This window comes from Serratia sp. CY31944 (genome assembly GCF_052169175.1).
Taxonomy (GTDB): Bacteria; Pseudomonadota; Gammaproteobacteria; order Enterobacterales; family Enterobacteriaceae; genus Serratia; species Serratia sarumanii.
On sequence record NZ_JBJNLG010000012.1, the window covers coordinates 96,345 to 111,562 of the forward strand.

The 15,218-nt window shown below is 61.8% G+C and carries 15 protein-coding genes and 1 tRNA gene; 13 read left to right on the forward strand and 3 right to left on the reverse strand.

What is annotated here, in order from left to right; translation table 11 throughout:
- Nucleotides 1-65: 65 nt before the first annotated feature.
- Together ACJ8IN_RS14040 and ACJ8IN_RS14045 are read right to left on the reverse strand one after the other, a co-directional pair.
- A tRNA-Arg gene (locus ACJ8IN_RS14040) sits at nucleotides 66-140 on the reverse strand.
- A gap of 129 nt (nucleotides 141-269) precedes the next feature.
- Complete coding sequence (locus tag ACJ8IN_RS14045; RefSeq protein WP_033653720.1) at nucleotides 270-1,196, reverse strand: formate/nitrite transporter family protein; 927 nt, start codon at nucleotides 1,194-1,196, stop codon at nucleotides 270-272.
- Nucleotides 1,197-1,416: 220 nt separating this feature from the next.
- Here ACJ8IN_RS14045 and ccmA point away from each other — a divergent pair, with 220 nt between their 5' ends.
- The 10 genes from ccmA (at nucleotide 1,417) to mlaA (ending at nucleotide 9,269) form a co-directional block, all read left to right on the forward strand.
- Nucleotides 1,417-2,049 carry a cytochrome c biogenesis heme-transporting ATPase CcmA gene (ccmA, locus tag ACJ8IN_RS14050; RefSeq protein ID WP_033653721.1) on the forward strand — a complete coding sequence of 211 codons (633 nt, stop codon included), beginning with the start codon at nucleotides 1,417-1,419 and terminating at the stop codon, nucleotides 2,047-2,049.
- Nucleotides 2,049-2,708 carry a heme exporter protein CcmB gene (gene ccmB / locus ACJ8IN_RS14055; RefSeq protein ID WP_025303731.1) on the forward strand — a complete coding sequence of 220 codons (660 nt, stop codon included), beginning with the start codon at nucleotides 2,049-2,051 and terminating at the stop codon, nucleotides 2,706-2,708. The genes ccmA and ccmB overlap by 1 nt, the downstream gene beginning before the upstream one ends.
- 119 nt (nucleotides 2,709-2,827) lie before the next feature.
- Complete coding sequence (locus ACJ8IN_RS14060; protein WP_004936270.1) at nucleotides 2,828-3,565, forward strand: heme ABC transporter permease; 738 nt, start codon at nucleotides 2,828-2,830, stop codon at nucleotides 3,563-3,565.
- Nucleotides 3,562-3,798, forward strand: a complete 237-nt coding sequence (ccmD, locus tag ACJ8IN_RS14065; RefSeq protein WP_004936267.1) for a heme exporter protein CcmD — start codon at nucleotides 3,562-3,564, stop codon at nucleotides 3,796-3,798. Before ACJ8IN_RS14060 ends, ccmD begins: the two co-directional genes overlap by 4 nt.
- Complete coding sequence (gene ccmE, locus ACJ8IN_RS14070; RefSeq protein ID WP_004936264.1) at nucleotides 3,795-4,289, forward strand: cytochrome c maturation protein CcmE; 495 nt, start codon at nucleotides 3,795-3,797, stop codon at nucleotides 4,287-4,289. The genes ccmD and ccmE overlap by 4 nt, the downstream gene beginning before the upstream one ends.
- On the forward strand, nucleotides 4,286-6,256 hold the full coding sequence (locus ACJ8IN_RS14075) for a heme lyase CcmF/NrfE family subunit (protein ID WP_308325935.1): 1,971 nt from the start codon (nucleotides 4,286-4,288) through the stop codon (nucleotides 6,254-6,256). Before ccmE ends, ACJ8IN_RS14075 begins: the two co-directional genes overlap by 4 nt.
- Nucleotides 6,253-6,804, forward strand: a complete 552-nt coding sequence (locus ACJ8IN_RS14080) for a DsbE family thiol:disulfide interchange protein (RefSeq protein ID WP_015378623.1) — start codon at nucleotides 6,253-6,255, stop codon at nucleotides 6,802-6,804. Before ACJ8IN_RS14075 ends, ACJ8IN_RS14080 begins: the two co-directional genes overlap by 4 nt.
- Nucleotides 6,801-7,268 (forward strand): cytochrome c-type biogenesis protein, encoded by a 468-nt coding sequence (locus ACJ8IN_RS14085; RefSeq protein WP_049233953.1) that lies wholly within the window; start codon nucleotides 6,801-6,803, stop codon nucleotides 7,266-7,268. Before ACJ8IN_RS14080 ends, ACJ8IN_RS14085 begins: the two co-directional genes overlap by 4 nt.
- Nucleotides 7,268-8,482 carry a c-type cytochrome biogenesis protein CcmI gene (ccmI, locus tag ACJ8IN_RS14090; protein ID WP_047571136.1) on the forward strand — a complete coding sequence of 405 codons (1,215 nt, stop codon included), beginning with the start codon at nucleotides 7,268-7,270 and terminating at the stop codon, nucleotides 8,480-8,482. The genes ACJ8IN_RS14085 and ccmI overlap by 1 nt, the downstream gene beginning before the upstream one ends.
- A gap of 28 nt (nucleotides 8,483-8,510) precedes the next feature.
- Nucleotides 8,511-9,269, forward strand: coding sequence for a phospholipid-binding lipoprotein MlaA (gene mlaA, locus ACJ8IN_RS14095; protein ID WP_033635394.1), 759 nt, complete (start codon nucleotides 8,511-8,513; stop codon nucleotides 9,267-9,269).
- A 117-nt stretch (nucleotides 9,270-9,386) separates the two neighbouring features.
- Here mlaA and fadL read toward each other — a convergent pair whose 3' ends face one another.
- The gene (fadL, locus tag ACJ8IN_RS14100) at nucleotides 9,387-10,709 is read right to left on the reverse strand and encodes a long-chain fatty acid transporter FadL (protein WP_033648086.1); all 1,323 of its coding nucleotides are present in this window, start codon (nucleotides 10,707-10,709) and stop codon (nucleotides 9,387-9,389) included.
- 405 nt (nucleotides 10,710-11,114) lie between these two features.
- Here fadL and ACJ8IN_RS14105 point away from each other — a divergent pair, with 405 nt between their 5' ends.
- From ACJ8IN_RS14105 to fadJ, 3 genes are all read left to right on the forward strand, one after another.
- Nucleotides 11,115-11,411 carry a YfcZ/YiiS family protein gene (locus ACJ8IN_RS14105; protein WP_072145088.1) on the forward strand — a complete coding sequence of 99 codons (297 nt, stop codon included), beginning with the start codon at nucleotides 11,115-11,117 and terminating at the stop codon, nucleotides 11,409-11,411.
- 196 nt (nucleotides 11,412-11,607) lie between these two features.
- On the forward strand, nucleotides 11,608-12,918 hold the full coding sequence (gene fadI, locus ACJ8IN_RS14110; RefSeq protein WP_308325934.1) for an acetyl-CoA C-acyltransferase FadI: 1,311 nt from the start codon (nucleotides 11,608-11,610) through the stop codon (nucleotides 12,916-12,918).
- Nucleotides 12,918-15,083 (forward strand): fatty acid oxidation complex subunit alpha FadJ, encoded by a 2,166-nt coding sequence (gene fadJ, locus ACJ8IN_RS14115; RefSeq protein WP_308326154.1) that lies wholly within the window; start codon nucleotides 12,918-12,920, stop codon nucleotides 15,081-15,083. The genes fadI and fadJ overlap by 1 nt, the downstream gene beginning before the upstream one ends.
- Nucleotides 15,084-15,218 lie beyond the last annotated feature (135 nt).

Consider the following 15,218-nt stretch of genomic DNA (forward strand, 5'->3'; position numbering starts at 1 on the left):
ATCTGAACGGGGGAAAAGGGCGAATTGCGGGTGCAGATGACGGGGAATGGCTGGACAAGAAAGAATGGCGTCCCCGACTGGAATCGAACCAGTAACTAGCCCTTAGGAGGGGCTTGTTATATCCGTTTAACTACGGGGACGCTGCGGGCCGGCAACCGAAGCTGCCGGGGCATTATACCTTTTTTTACCCGCAGAATAAGCGCTTAGCGGCGCGTTTGCTCAATACCTCGCCAGTTCATGCCGAAATTTCCTCGGCTAACCGACGGCGATCACGGTTTTTCCCCGCCGTGGCGCCGTTTTTCCTCTTGCAGACGCGCCGCCCGATTTTTGGCGCTCAAATCGTTGCGGATCTGCGCGTGGCTTATCAGCGCAAAGATAAAGGTGCCGCCGATGATGTTGCCCGCCAGCGTCGGCAGGGCGAACGGGTAAATGAATTCTTGCCATTCAATCGCGCCGTTGAACGCCAGATAGAGGATCTCGACAGAGCCGACCACGATATGGGTCAGATCGCAAATCGCCACCAGGTAGGTCATCAGCACGATCACCCAGATTTTCGCCGCGCCGGCGGCCGGGAACATCCACACCATGGTGGCGATGATCCAGCCGGCCAGGATGCCGTTGGCGAACATTTCTCCCGGCGTATGGCGCATCACCTCTTCGCCCAGGCTGATGAAGGCGCCGCGCGTCTCGGCGTCGAACAGCGGCATATGGGTAAACGCCAGCGCCGCCAGCCCGGTGCCGATCAGGTTGCCGAGCAGCACCACCCCCCACAGGCGCAGCAGGATCAGCAGGTTGCGCGGCGTGGGTTTATGCATGATTGGCAATACCGCCGTGACGGTATTTTCGGTAAACAGCTGCTGGCGCGCCATGATGACAATGATGAAACCGAAGGTGTAGCCGAGGTTCTCGATAAAAAAGCGGCTGGGATCGTCCGGCAGGCGGGCGTGGAAAATGCCCTTTGCCGCCAGCGAGGCGCCCATCGACAGCCCGGCGGCGATCGCCGACCACAGCAATGCCAGCCAGTCGCGCTCCAGCTCTTTTTCGCCTTCCATCCGGATCTGTTCATGCACCGCCGCCGCGCGCGAAGGCAGATTTTCTTCCCTGACTTCGATTTCGCGCTTGCCCTGTTCCTGTTCTTCGCTCTCTACCTGCATCGTCTCATCCGGCTCGTGCTCCTGGCGTCGCTGTTCGTTCATGCTGTCGCTCCTGCTTCATAAGGGTGAGTTCACGTCATTAAGCGTAGTTAAATGCGGCGAAATACAGAAAAAGGTAACAAGAGTTAAAATCCGCCGATTTTTTCCACGCATTCTTGATCCTGCTCGCCATATTGGCCCGTCGGCGCGCCCGCCGCGGGCTGCGTGCGGGGAAAGGCTTATGCTATGATTCGCTATCCCAAAGAAAAATATGAGTTCCCCGATGCTGGAAGCCAAAAGTCTGAGTTGCGTGCGCGATGAGCGCATCCTGTTTAGCGAGCTAAGCTTTTCAGTTCAGCCGGGCGATATCATTCAGGTAGAAGGGCCGAACGGCGCGGGCAAGACCAGTTTACTGCGCATTCTCGCCGGCCTGGCGCGGCCGGACGGCGGCGAGGTGTGCTGGCGCGGGCGCAACACGCTGCGCGATCGCGCGAATTACCAGCAAGATTTGCTGTTTATCGGCCATCAGCCCGGCATCAAAGCCGTATTGACGCCCTTCGAAAATCTGCAGTTTTATCAAGCGGTGCGCGGCGCGGCCGAGCATCAGGCCATCTGGCGCGCGCTGGAGCAGGTGGGGCTGGTGGGTTACGAGGATCTGCCGGTGGCGCAGCTTTCCGCCGGGCAGCAGCGGCGCGTGGCGCTGGCGCGGCTGTGGCTCAGCGCGGCGCCGCTGTGGATCCTTGATGAACCGCTGACGGCGATCGACAAACAGGGCGTGGCCGAGTTGATTAGCCTTTTTGAACAACATGCGCAGCGGGGCGGCATGGTATTGTTGACCACCCATCAGGATTTGGCCGGCGTCGGCCAAACGGTGGGCAAAGTTCGTTTGGCGGAACACGACGCGGGGAGTTTGTGATGTTTTTGACCCTGGTGCGCCGCGAACTGAAGATCGCCTGCCGTAAAGGCTCGGAGATCGTCAACCCGCTGTGGTTTTTCCTGATAGTGATCACGCTGTTCCCGTTGGGGATTGGCCCGGAGCCGCAGCTGCTGGCGCGCATTGCGCCGGGCATCGTGTGGGTGGCGGCGCTGCTGGCCTCGCTGCTGTCGCTGGAGCGGCTGTTTCGCGATGATTTCCTCGATGGCTCGCTGGAGCAGCTGTTGCTGCTGCCGACGCCGCTGCCGATGACGGTGCTGGGCAAAGTGTGTGCTCACTGGGTCGTGACGGGTCTGCCGCTGCTGATCCTGTCGCCGCTGGTGGCGCTGCTGCTGTCACTCGATATGCAGACCTGGCTGGCGGTGGCGGGGACGCTGCTGCTCGGCACGCCGACGCTGAGCCTGATCGGCGCTATCGGCGTGGGGTTGACCGTCGGCCTGCGCAAAGGGGGCGTGCTGCTCAGCCTGCTGGTGCTGCCGCTGTATATTCCGGTGCTGATCTTCGCCACCGGGGCGATCGACGCCGCTTCGATGGGCATGCCGATCGACGGTTACCTGGCGATACTTGGCGCGATGCTGGCGGGCAGCGTGACATTGGCGCCGTTTGCCACCGCGGCGGCGCTGCGAGTGAGCGTGCACTAGCTAACGTATTGAATGAACAGACGGGCAAGGCCGACAAGAGCGTACCCCGCAGAAGATTTTCGCCGTTTCGATCGCTCGGGGCGGCCGACGCATAAAAATTACCGTGAGCACTGACGACAATGTGGAAATGGTTACATCAACTGGCGCGGCCTGAACGGCTGTATCACGTCTGCGGCCGCTTTATCCCCTGGCTGGGGCTGGCGGCGGCGGCTTGCCTGCTGCTTGGCTGGGCATGGGGCTTTGGTTTCGCGCCGAAGGATTATCAGCAGGGCGACAGCTTCCGCATCATTTATATTCACGTGCCGGCGGCCATGTGGTCGATGGGCATCTACGCCTCGATGGCGGTGGCGGCGTTTATCGGCCTGGTGTGGCAGATGAAAATGTCCGATACCGTAGTGGCGGCGATGGCGCCGATCGGCGCGGTGTTCACCTTTATCGCGCTGGTGACCGGCTCCGCCTGGGGCAAGCCGATGTGGGGCACCTGGTGGGTGTGGGATGCGCGTCTGACCTCCGAGCTGGTGCTGCTGTTCCTCTATATGGGCGTCATCGCGCTGTACAACGCTTTCGAAGACCGCCGCCTGGCGGGCCGCGCCGCCGGGATTCTGGTGCTGGTGGGTGTGGTGAATATCCCGATCATCCATTTCTCGGTCGAATGGTGGAATACGCTGCATCAGGGTTCGACCAACATGCAGCAGTCCATCGCGCCCAGTATGCGCACCCCGCTGCGCTGGGCGATCCTCGGCTACCTGCTGCTGTTCGTCACGCTGACGCTGATGCGCCTGCGCAATCTGATCCTGTTCCAGGAGCGCCAGCGCCCGTGGGTCGCCGGGCTGGTGAATAAGGAGCGTCAGTCATGAATGCCGCATTCGATTCCTGGTCGGCGTTTTTCGCCATGGGCGGTTACGCCTTCTATGTCTGGCTGGCGGTCGCCGCCACGCTGATTTCGCTGTTGGGGCTGGTGGCGCACACCGTCTGGCAACGGCGCCAGCTGCTCGCCGAGATCGGCCGCCGTCAGGCGCGCGAGCGGCGCATTCGCCATGCGCAACAATCAAAACAAAAATCCGCCGCACCGCGGGAGAAATCATTGTGAATCCACGTCGTAAAAGCCGCCTTTATCTGGCGATCGTTGTGCTGATCGGCATCGCGCTGACCGCGACCCTGATGCTGTACGCGCTGCGCTCCAATATCGATCTGTTCTATACCCCGGGTGAAATTTTGCAGGGCAAGGGCGAAAATCATGAGAAGCCCGAGGTCGGCCAGCGGCTGCGCATCGGCGGCATGGTGATGCCGGGCTCGGTGAAACGCGATCCCAATACGCTGCAGGTCAGCTTCAAGATTTACGACGCGCGCGGCGCGATCGGCGTGACCTACACCGGCATTCTGCCGGACCTGTTCCGCGAAGGGCAGGGCGTGGTGGCGCAGGGGGTGCTGGGTGAGGGCAACGTGGTCAATGCGCGCGAAGTGCTGGCCAAACACGACGAGAAATACACCCCGCCGGAAGTGGCCGACGCGATGAAAGAGAACCACAAAGGCCCGGCGGAAGCGTATAACGCGCCGCAGGCGGAGGGCGCCAAGTCATGATGCCGGAACTGGGCAGTTTTCTGCTGTGCCTGGCGCTGGCGATCGCGCTGCTGCTGAGCATTTACCCGCAGTGGGGCGCGGCGCGGCAGGACAGCCGCATGATGGCGGTGGCCCGGCCGCTGACCTACGGCATGTTCGCCGCGATAGCGCTGGCGTTTCTGTGCCTGGTGCACGCCTTCGTGGTCAACGATTTTACCGTCGCCTACGTGGCCACCAACTCCAATACCCGGCTGCCGGTGTATTACCGTATCGCCGCCACCTGGGGGGCGCATGAAGGTTCGCTGCTGCTGTGGGTGCTGTTGCTGAGCTGCTGGTCGCTGGCGGTAGCGTTGTGCAGCCGGGCGATGCCGCAGGATGCGGTGGCGCGGGTGCTGTCGGTGATGGGGATGATCACCGCCGGTTTCCTGCTGTTCATCATCATGACCTCCAATCCGTTCACCCGCACGCTGCCGAACTTCCCGATCGACGGCAGCGATCTCAACCCGCTGCTACAGGATATCGGCCTGATCTTCCACCCGCCGCTGCTGTATATGGGCTATGTCGGCTTCTCGGTCGCCTTCGCCTTCGCCATCGCCTCGCTGATGGCCGGCCGGCTCGACACCGCCTGGGCGCGCTGGTCGCGCCCGTGGACCACCGCCGCCTGGGTGTTCCTCACGCTGGGCATCGTGCTCGGATCGGCCTGGGCCTACTATGAGCTGGGCTGGGGCGGTTGGTGGTTCTGGGATCCGGTGGAAAACGCTTCCTTTATGCCGTGGTTGGCCGGCACTGCGCTGATGCATTCGCTGGCGGTGACCGAAAAACGCGGCACGTTCAAAGCCTGGACGGTGCTGCTGGCGATCACCGCCTTTTCGCTGTGCCTGCTGGGCACCTTCCTGGTGCGTTCCGGCGTGCTGGTCTCGGTGCACTCCTTCGCCTCCGATCCGGCGCGCGGCATGTTTATCCTCGCCTATCTGGTGATCGTGATCGGCGGTTCGCTGCTGCTGTACGCGGTCAAGGGCGGCCAGGTGCGCAGCCGGGTGCAGCACGAGACCTTCTCGCGCGAGACCTTCCTGCTGGGCAACAACGTGCTGCTGATCGCCGCCATGCTGGTGGTGCTGTTGGGCACGCTGCTGCCGTTGGTGCACAAACAGCTGGGGCTGGGCAGCATCTCGATCGGCGAGCCGTTCTTCAACACCATGTTCACCTGGCTGATGGCGCCGTTGGCGCTGCTGTTGGGCATCGGCCCGCTGGTGCGCTGGCGCCGCGATGAGCCGAGCAAGCTGTGGCGCCGCCTCGGCGTGGCGCTGTTGGCGACGCTGGCGCTGTCGATTCTGCTGCCGTGGCTGCTGCAGGACAGCATCGCTGGCATGACGGTGGTGGGCCTGATCATGGCGCTGTGGGTGATCATCCTGACGCTGATGGAACTGCATGAGCGTGCCACCCACCGTCACGGTTTCTGGCGCGACCTGCGGCAGCTGTCCCGCAGCCACTGGGGCATGGTGCTCGGCCACCTCGGCGTGGCGGTGACGGTGATCGGCATCGCCTTCAGCCAGAACTACAGCGTGGAGCGCGACGTGCGGATGAAGGCCGGCGACAGCGTGGATATCCACAACTATCACTTCGTGTTCCGCGACGTGCATGACATTCGCGGCCCGAACTACAGCGGCGGCGTCGGCATCATCGACGTCACGCGCAACGGCAAGCCGGAGGCGACGCTGCGCGCGGAGAAACGCTATTACAGCGTGGCGCGCAGCATGATGACCGAGGCGGCGATCGACGGCGGTTTCAGCCGCGATCTGTACGCGGCGCTGGGCGAAGAGCTGGAGGACGGTTCCTGGGCGGTGCGCCTGTATTACAAACCCTTTGTGCGCTGGATCTGGTTCGGCGGCGTCTTTATGGCGATCGGCGGCCTGCTGTGCATCCTCGACCCGCGTTACCGCATGAGCAAAAAACTCAAGCGCGAAGGCAAGCTGGAGGCGCAATCATGAAGCGCAAGCTGCTGTTTATCCCGTTGGTCCTCTTCCTGCTGCTGGTGGCGGCGCTGATGGTGCAGTTGACGCGCAACGCCGGCGGCGAAGATCCGACCATGCTGGAATCGGCGCTGATCGGCAAGCCGGTGCCGACCTTCAGGCTGGAATCGCTGGATCAGCCCGGCAAAACCTACGATCAGGCGGTGCTGCGCGACGGCAAGCCGATATTGCTCAACGTCTGGGCCACCTGGTGCCCGACCTGCCGCGCGGAACACCAGTATCTCAACACGCTGGCGGCGCGCGGCGTGCGGGTGGTCGGCCTGAACTATAAAGACGATCGCGCCAAGGCGGTGACCTGGCTGAATTCCCTCGGCAATCCCTACGCCCTCAGCCTGTACGACGGCGACGGCATGCTTGGGTTGGATCTCGGGGTGTACGGCGCGCCGGAGACCTTTCTCATCGACGGCCAGGGGATTATTCGCTATCGCCACGCCGGTGACATGAATGAGCGCGTCTGGCAGCAGGAAGTGCTGCCGCTGTATAAAAAGTACGGAGGTGAGGCATGAGGCTGATTGTCCTGCTGTGCGCCGCGCTGCTGAGCTGGAGCGCCGCCGCGGCGATCGATACCTATCGCTTCAACTCCGTCGAGCAGGAGCAGCAGTATCGCGAGTTGACCGAACAGCTGCGCTGCCCGAAATGTCAAAACAACAGCATTGCCGATTCCAACGCCATCATCGCCGCCGACATGCGCACCAAGGTGTACGAGCTGATGATGCAGGGGCAAAGCAAGCAGCAGATCATTGATTACATGGTGGCGCGCTACGGCAACTTCGTCACCTACGAGCCGCCGGTAACGCCGGCGACGCTGATCTTGTGGATCGGCCCGCTGCTGTTCGTGCTGATCGGCGGGGCGGTGGTGATCCTGCGCACCCGGCGCCGGCCCGACGCGGCGGTGGACGATGCATTCTCCGAACGGGAACGGCAGCGCCTGGCGGCGCTGTTGCAAGAGACTGACAGGAAGAAACCCTAATGGCTTTTTGGCTGATTATTTGCGTGTTGCTGGCCGGCGCCGCCGCGTTGCTGGTGGTGCCGGCAATGCGCCACGGCAAGCAGAGCGCCGCCACGCGCGATGCGTTGAACAAGGCTTTTTATCAGGATCGTCTCAGCGAGCTGGAGCAGGACGAGCAGCAGGGCGTGGTGGCCGAGCGCCCGGAGCTGGTGAAAGAGCTGCAACAGAACCTGTTGAACGACATCCCGGCCGAGCAAGCGGCGCAGGCGAAACCGATCAATCGTTGGGCGCTGGTGCCGGGCGTGCTGTTATTGCTGGCGGTGACCGTTGGCTTTTATCTGAAAACCGGCGGATTGGCGCAGGTGCTGGACTGGCGTCTGGTGCAGGCGCAAATGCCGGAATTGCGCGAGCGCGTTGCCAATGAGCGCGCCAAACCGCTGAGCATGGAAGAGATCGCCCGCCTCGGGCTGGGGCTGCGCACCGCGCTGCAGCAGGACGATCGCAACATCAACGACTGGATGATGCTGGGGCGCGTCGGCATGGCGTTGAACAACGCCACCACCGCCACGCAGGCGTTTGCCCATGCTTATCAATTGGATCCGAATAGTCTGGAAGTGCGGCTCGGCTATGCCGAGGTCTTGACGCGCTCCAACGATCCGGAGGATAACAAGCAGGCGACGCAGCTGCTGCGGCGCATGATCGCGGAAAACCACGGCGATCCGCGGGTGCTGAGCCTGTTGGCGTTCAATGCCTTCGAACAGGGCGATTTCAAGCAGGCGATCGGCGCCTGGCAGGTGATGCTGCAGCTGCTGCCGGCCAACGATCCGCGCGCGGAAGTGATAAAGCGCAGCATTGCACAAGCAAAAGCCCAGGCAGGCGGAGAAAATGTTAAACTGAATGTGACCGTTTCGCTGTCACCGCAGGCGGCGAAAGCCTTGCCGGCGCAGGGGACGCTGGTCATTTCGGTCACTGACGGCGTCAGCTCGGTGCCGGTGGCGGTAAAACAATTGCCGCTGAGCCGTTTTCCGCTGTCTTTCTCTCTGGATGACAGCAACGCCATGATGCCCGAGCGTCTGCTCTCGGCGCAGCATCAGGTGCAGGTGCGTGTGCGCCTCTCACAGGACGGATTGGCCACGCCGCAGCCGGGGGACTGGTTCGGCGAAAGCTCGCTGCAGACATTCAGCGGTAAAGAGCAGGTTAGCGTTCAGATAAACAAGCAGGTCACTGAAAAATAAGACCGAACGTGTTTTTATGGAGAAAAATATGAACTTTCGCCTGACTGGGGTGGCATTCGCAACGGTATTACTGGTGGGCTGTGCCAGCGCGCCAGACAACGATCCGCAAGGGCGTTCCGATCCTCTGGAAGGATTCAACCGGACGATGTTCGACTTCAACTACAACGTCCTGGATCCCTATATCCTGCGTCCGGTCGCGGTGGCCTGGCGTGACTACGTGCCGATGCCGGCGCGTAACGGCATCAGCAACTTCACCTCCAACCTGGAAGAGCCGGCCAGCATGGTCAACGCCTTCCTCAAGGGCGACCCTTACCGCGGGATGATTCACTTCAACCGCTTCTTCCTGAACACCCTGCTCGGGATGGGCGGCCTGATCGACGTGGCCGGCATGGCCAACCCGAAACTGGCGCGCGAAGAGCCGAACCGCTTCGGCAGCACGTTGGGGCATTACGATGTGGGTTACGGCCCGTACGTGATGCTGCCGGGCTACGGCAGCTTCACCCTGCGTGAAGACGGCGGCGACTTTGCGGATACGCTGTATCCGATGCTGAGCTACCTTACCTTCTGGATGTCGGCGGGTAAATGGGTGGTCGAGGGGATCGAAACCCGCGCCCAGCTGCTGGATTCCGACGGCCTGCTGCGCAACTCCTCCGATCCTTACATCATGGTGCGCGAAGCTTACTTCCAGCGCCACGACTTCATCGCCAACGGCGGCTCGCTCAAGCCGGAAGAGAACCCGAACGCCAAGGCGATTCAGGGCGAACTGGACGAGATCGACTCGCAGTAATCACGGGCGTCACGCCAATGAAAAACCCGCCGGCAGGCGGGTTTTTTATGCCGGCGGCACGCGGCAGGCAAAGAAAAAGCGCCCCGCGGGGCGCTTTGGCGTCCATCTCAGGCGAGATTAGAAGCGGTAGTTGAAGTTGGCGCCGTACAGCCAGGCTTTACCTTCAGAGTTGAAGGTGTAAGGGCCTTCTTTGATGGTGACTTTCTGGCCGTGCATGTAGGAAACGCCGACGTCGACCGACGCGTCTTTGTTGAACGCATAGGTGGTACCGGCACTCAGCCAGAAGCGATCCTGATCCGGAATGGAAATCGAACGGTTCTGTGCTGGCACTGGGCTGTCATCGAAGGCGATACCGGTACGGAAGGTCCAGTTGTCGTCGTAGAAGTAGGTGGTACCCAGCGCGATGCGGTAAGCGTCTTTGAAGCCTTCATGCTTCTCGAACAGCGTTTGGCCGTTGTTGCCGGTGGCTCTCAGCTCCTGGAACTGGCTCCAACTGGTGTAGGCCAGGCTGTAGTGGATGGCCCACTGCGGCGCCACTTTGTTGTAACCGGACAGCTCCCACATTTCCGGCAGGTGCAGGCTCAGAGAACCCGGAATGGTGTTGCCGTTGGTGCCCCACGGAAGGCCTTGAGAGGCCAGCAGCGGGTTGAAGGCTGAAGGCAGGCTGCTCTTGTAGTCGCCGTCGAAGTCGATTTTCACTTCAGAGCGGTAGGTGAGGCCGTAACGGTTGTTTTCATCCACTTCGTACAGAATACCGGCGTTCCAACCGAAGCCCCATTCGTCGCCTTTCAGGTGCGAAATCTGGGTATCTGCCGGGATCTGCGAAACAGGGCCGGCTAGCTGCGGCGGTAATTGGCCGGAACCGGCGATGAGCTTCGGCAGTTCACCGGCGTAACGTTCCAGTTTGGCTTTGGCGTACACCGCATCGAAGCCCAGACCGAAGCTGAAGTGTTGATTCAGACGGTATGCGCCGCTGAGGTTCAGGTTGAGGGTGGTCAGATCGGTCTTGCCGCCGTAAGCGCCGGCGGTATAGCCGTCGTTGAATTCTGTCGCCAGACCGTAGTTGCTGGTGACCGAGCCGCCTACGGCGAACTGATCGTTAATCGGGTGAACATAATGCAGGTTCGGCACCCAGGCGGTCGGCGCGATGTTTTTCGAATCCAAACTGGCGCCGGAAGGGGATTGACCGGTAATGTCAACGTCCGGGTCGATGAAGACCGCGCCGAAAGAAAGTTCCGGGCGGGTATACATCATCAGCAACGCCGGGTTGCGGCTTGCCGAGGCCGCCGTATCCGCCATGGCGCCTTCGCCAGAATACGAACGTCCTAAACCAGCTGATGAGAACTCATTCAGCTGGAATCCTGCGGCAGACACGTTTGAAGAGATAATTGCCACTGCAGCTGCGAGAGCTGATTTAGTCAATAGGTTTTTCTGGCTCATGACCAAAACCTCATTATGTGTTTATTATTTAAACTATTGTTACACGAGGTAACAAGGAGCGCGGGATTGTAGGGTCCGTTATCGTTCAGACAAATCAGACCAGTGGCTGAAGTATAGGTCTGACCTGTGAAAATGTTGCAAGTTTGTTTTTGAAATATTTCCAACCTGATATCAAAAAAGAGATCTGCTTAACAAAACGCCAGCGGTAAATAACAAAATTCTTACCATTCCTTAGCAGGCGCTCATTTTTATTTGTGATTTCCATCACTTAAAACACCCATTAAAAGTAAGTGCTAGTGATTGCCGGCGTGGAAGCGTAAAATACCTGCAGAATTTTGTAGCTTTGTGCCGGTGAGTAAAACGGCAATTTGGGCTGATAACCGAGGCCTTTGAGGAGAACCAATCATGTCAGATGCAATTAATAAATGCAGCGCCCAGGAAACCGCCGCGTGTTGCTGTGTGGATGTCGGCACCGTGATGGATAACACCGATTGCACCGCGTCCTACAGCCAGGTGTTCAGCAATCAACAAGATGCGGAGGCGATGCTGGCCGCCCTGAGCGAAAAGGCACGCGCGGTCGAATCCGACCCTTGTGACATCAGCAGTAGCATTAAACCGGTTGACGGCGGCGTGCAGTTGGAGGCCGATTTTACCTTCGCCTGCCAGGCGGAAACCCTGATCTTCCAGCTCGGCCTGCGTTAATCCCCGTTTTACCCCGGCGCCGCCTGCCGCGTGCCGGGGATTGCCTTTCCCCACACCGCCCCCGATAGAAAGTGCGCCTGCTCGCAGTTTTGATCTCTGCCGGTTTGCCAAATGTAACCGTTTGGTTAACAATGACCTCATCAGGTCAGACCTCTTTCTGCCCATTGCGCTGACGTTATTTTCTTCAGGAGCATTTATGAGTAAGGCACTGCCGTTGGTGACCCGTCATGGTGACCGCATTGCGATTGTGAATGGACTGCGTACCCCCTTTGCCAAACAGGCGACTGCCTATCACGGCATTCCGGCGGTGGATTTAGGGAAAACGGCGGTGAGCGAGCTGTTGGCGCGCAGCGGCATCGATCCGCAGCTTATCGAACAACTGGTGTTCGGCCAGGTGGTGCAAATGCCCGAGGCGCCGAACATCGCGCGTGAAATCGTGCTCGGCACCGGCATGAGCGTCCATACCGACGCCTACAGCGTGTCGCGCGCCTGCGCCACCAGCTTCCAGGCGATCGCCAACGTGGCGGAGAGCATCATGGCCGGCAGCATCAGCGTTGGCATCGCCGGCGGGGCGGATTCTTCTTCCGTCTTGCCGATCGGCGTCAGCAAGGCGCTGGCGCGCACGCTGGTGGACGTCAACAAGGCGCGCACGCTGTCGCAGCGCCTCAAACTGTTCAGCCGGCTGAAATTCCGCGATCTGATGCCGGTGCCGCCGGCGGTGGCGGAGTATTCCACCGGCCTGCGCATGGGCGATACCGCCGAGCAGATGGCGAAGAGCCACGGCATCACCCGCGAGGCGCAGGATGCGCTGGCGCACCGTTCCCACGAGCTGGCGGCCAAGGCCTGGCGGGAAGGGTGGCTGCGCGACGAGGTGATGACCGCCTATGTGCCGCCTTACCGCGCGCAGCTTTCTGAAGACAACAACATCCGTAAAGATTCCAGCCTGGCTTCCTACGCCAAGCTGAAGCCGGCGTTCGATCGCAAGCATGGCAGCGTCACCGCGGCCAACAGCACGCCGCTGACCGACGGCGCGGCGGCGGTGCTGATGATGAGCGAATCGCGTGCCAAAGAGCTGGGGCTGCAGCCGCTGGGCTATTTGCGCAGCTTCGCCTTCGCCGCCATCGACGTGTGGGAAGACATGCTGCTGGGGCCTTCCTACGCTACGCCGCTGGCGCTGGATCGCGCCGGCATCGGTCTGGCCGATCTGACGCTCATCGACATGCATGAAGCCTTCGCCGCGCAAACGCTGGCCAACCTGAAGATGTTCGCCAGCGAAGAGTTCGCCCGCGAGAAGCTTGGCCGCAGCCAGGCGATCGGCGAAGTGGACATGAACAAATTCAACGTCTTGGGCGGTTCCATCGCCTATGGCCACCCGTTCGCCGCCACCGGCGCGCGCATGATCACCCAGACGCTGCATGAGCTGAAACGCCGCGGCGGCGGGCTGGGCCTGACCACCGCCTGCGCCGCCGGCGGGTTAGGGGCCGCGATGATCGTGGAGGTGGAATGATGAGCTTCGAAAACGCATTGCATGAACAGCGCGCCAAACCGTCGGCCTTTCAGCTGACGATTCGCCCCGACAACATCGGCGTGATCACCATCGACGTGCCGGGCGACAAGGTGAACACGCTCAAGGCCGAGTTCGTCGAACAGGTCAACGACGTGCTGATCCGGGCGCAGCAGCATACCGCGCTGGAAGGGCTGGTGATCGTTTCCGGCAAGCCGGACTCGTTTATCGCCGGCGCCGACATCACTATGATTGCCGCCTGCACCAGCGCCAAAGAGGCGGAAACGCTGGCCAGGAAAGGGCAGAGCACGCTGGCGCAGATCGCCGCGTTCCCGGTGCCGGTAGTGGCGGCCATTCACGGCGCCTGCCTGGGCGGCGGCCTGGAATTGGCGCTGGCCTGCCATGGCCGCATCTGTTCGCTGGATGACAAAACCGCGCTCGGGCTGCCGGAAGTGCAGCTGGGCCTGCTGCCGGGCTCCGGCGGCACGCAGCGCTTGCCGCGCCTGATTGGCGCCGCCAAGGCGCTGGACATGATCCTGACCGGCAAGCACATTCGCGCCCGCCAGGCGCTGCGCATGGGGTTGGTGGACGACGCCGTGCCGCAGTCGATTCTGTTGCAGACCGCCATCGAGCGGGTGAAGCAGGGCTGGAAGCATCAGCGCGAGCTACCGTGGCAGGATCGCCTGCTCAACGGCCCGCTGGGCAGAAGTCTGCTGTTCAGCATCGTGCGCAAGAAAACGTTGGCGAAAACCCACGGCAACTACCCGGCGGCGGAGCGCATCATTCAGGTGGTGCGCACCGGGCTGGATCACGGCAGCGCCAGCGGCTATGAGGCTGAAGCGCGCGCCTTTGGCGAGCTGGCGATGACGCCGCAGTCGGCGGCGCTGCGCAGCCTGTTCTTCGCTTCCACCGCGCTGAAAAAGGAGCGGGGCGGCAATGCCCAGCCGCACGCCCTGCATCGCGTCGGCATTCTCGGCGGCGGCCTGATGGGCGGCGGCATCGCCTGCGTCACCGCCACCCGCGGCGGATTGCCGGTTCGCATCAAAGACATCAATGAAACCGGTATCAACCATGCGCTGAAATACAGCTGGGACGTGCTCGGCAAGCGGGTGCGCCGCAAGCGCATGCGCCCGGCGGAACGGCAAAAGCAGATGATGCTGATCTCCGGCTCTACCGATTACACTGGCTTTGAACAGGTGGATATCGTGGTCGAGGCGGTGTTCGAAGATCTGGCGCTGAAGCAGCAGATGGTGGCCGAGGTAGAAGCCAACTGCGCGCCGCATACCGTGTTCGCCTCCAATACTTCCTCGCTGCCTATCGGCCGCATCGCCGAAAAGGCCCAGCGGCCGCAGCAGGTGATCGGCCTGCACTACTTCAGCCCGGTGGACAAGATGCCGCTGGTGGAAGTGATCCCGCACGCCGGCACCAGCGAAGAGACCATCGCCACCACCGTGGCTCTGGCGCACAAGCAGGGTAAAACCGCCATCGTGGTGGGTGACAGCGCCGGTTTTTATGTCAACCGCATCCTGGCGCCGTACATCAACGAAGCGGCGCGCTGCCTGCTGGAAGGCGAGCCGATTGAGTCGCTGGACAAGGCGCTGGTGGACTTCGGTTTCCCGGTCGGCCCGATCACCCTGCTGGACGAAGTGGGCATCGACGTCGGCACCAAGATCATCCCGGTACTGGTCGAGGCGCTGGGGCCGCGCTTCGCCGCGCCTGCCGCGTTCGATGCGGTGCTGAAAGACGGGCGCAAAGGGCGCAAGAACGGCCGCGGCTTCTATCTCTACCCGAGCGAAGGGCAGCAGCGGCAGCGGCGCAAACGTGCGGATACCTCATTGTATACGCTGCTCGGCGTCACGCCGAAGGCGCACATGCTGCCGGCGACCGTCGCTCAACGCTGCGTGATGATGATGCTGAACGAAGCGGCGCGCTGCCTGGACGAAGGCGTGATCCGCAGCGCGCGCGACGGCGACATCGGCGCGGTGTTCGGCATCGGCTTCCCGCCGTTCCTCGGCGGCCCGTTCCGCTATATGGACGAGCTCGGCGCCGAGAAAGTGGTGAAGACGCTGGACTACCTGCGTCAGCAGCACGGCGAGCATTTCGCCCCGTGCGAACGCCTGCAGCGCATGGCGCAGCAGGGCGAGCGCTTTTACCCGCTGGGGAGCTGAACGCAGGGCGGCCCGATTTGCACTATAGTTGCAACAGGGTCGCGTTGTGATCGCCATCACTCCTTGCAACAGCGTCAGCCGGTGAGGCTGTACAGCGAGGCTGCGGCAGCGGTAAGTTAGCTTGACCGCCATCAA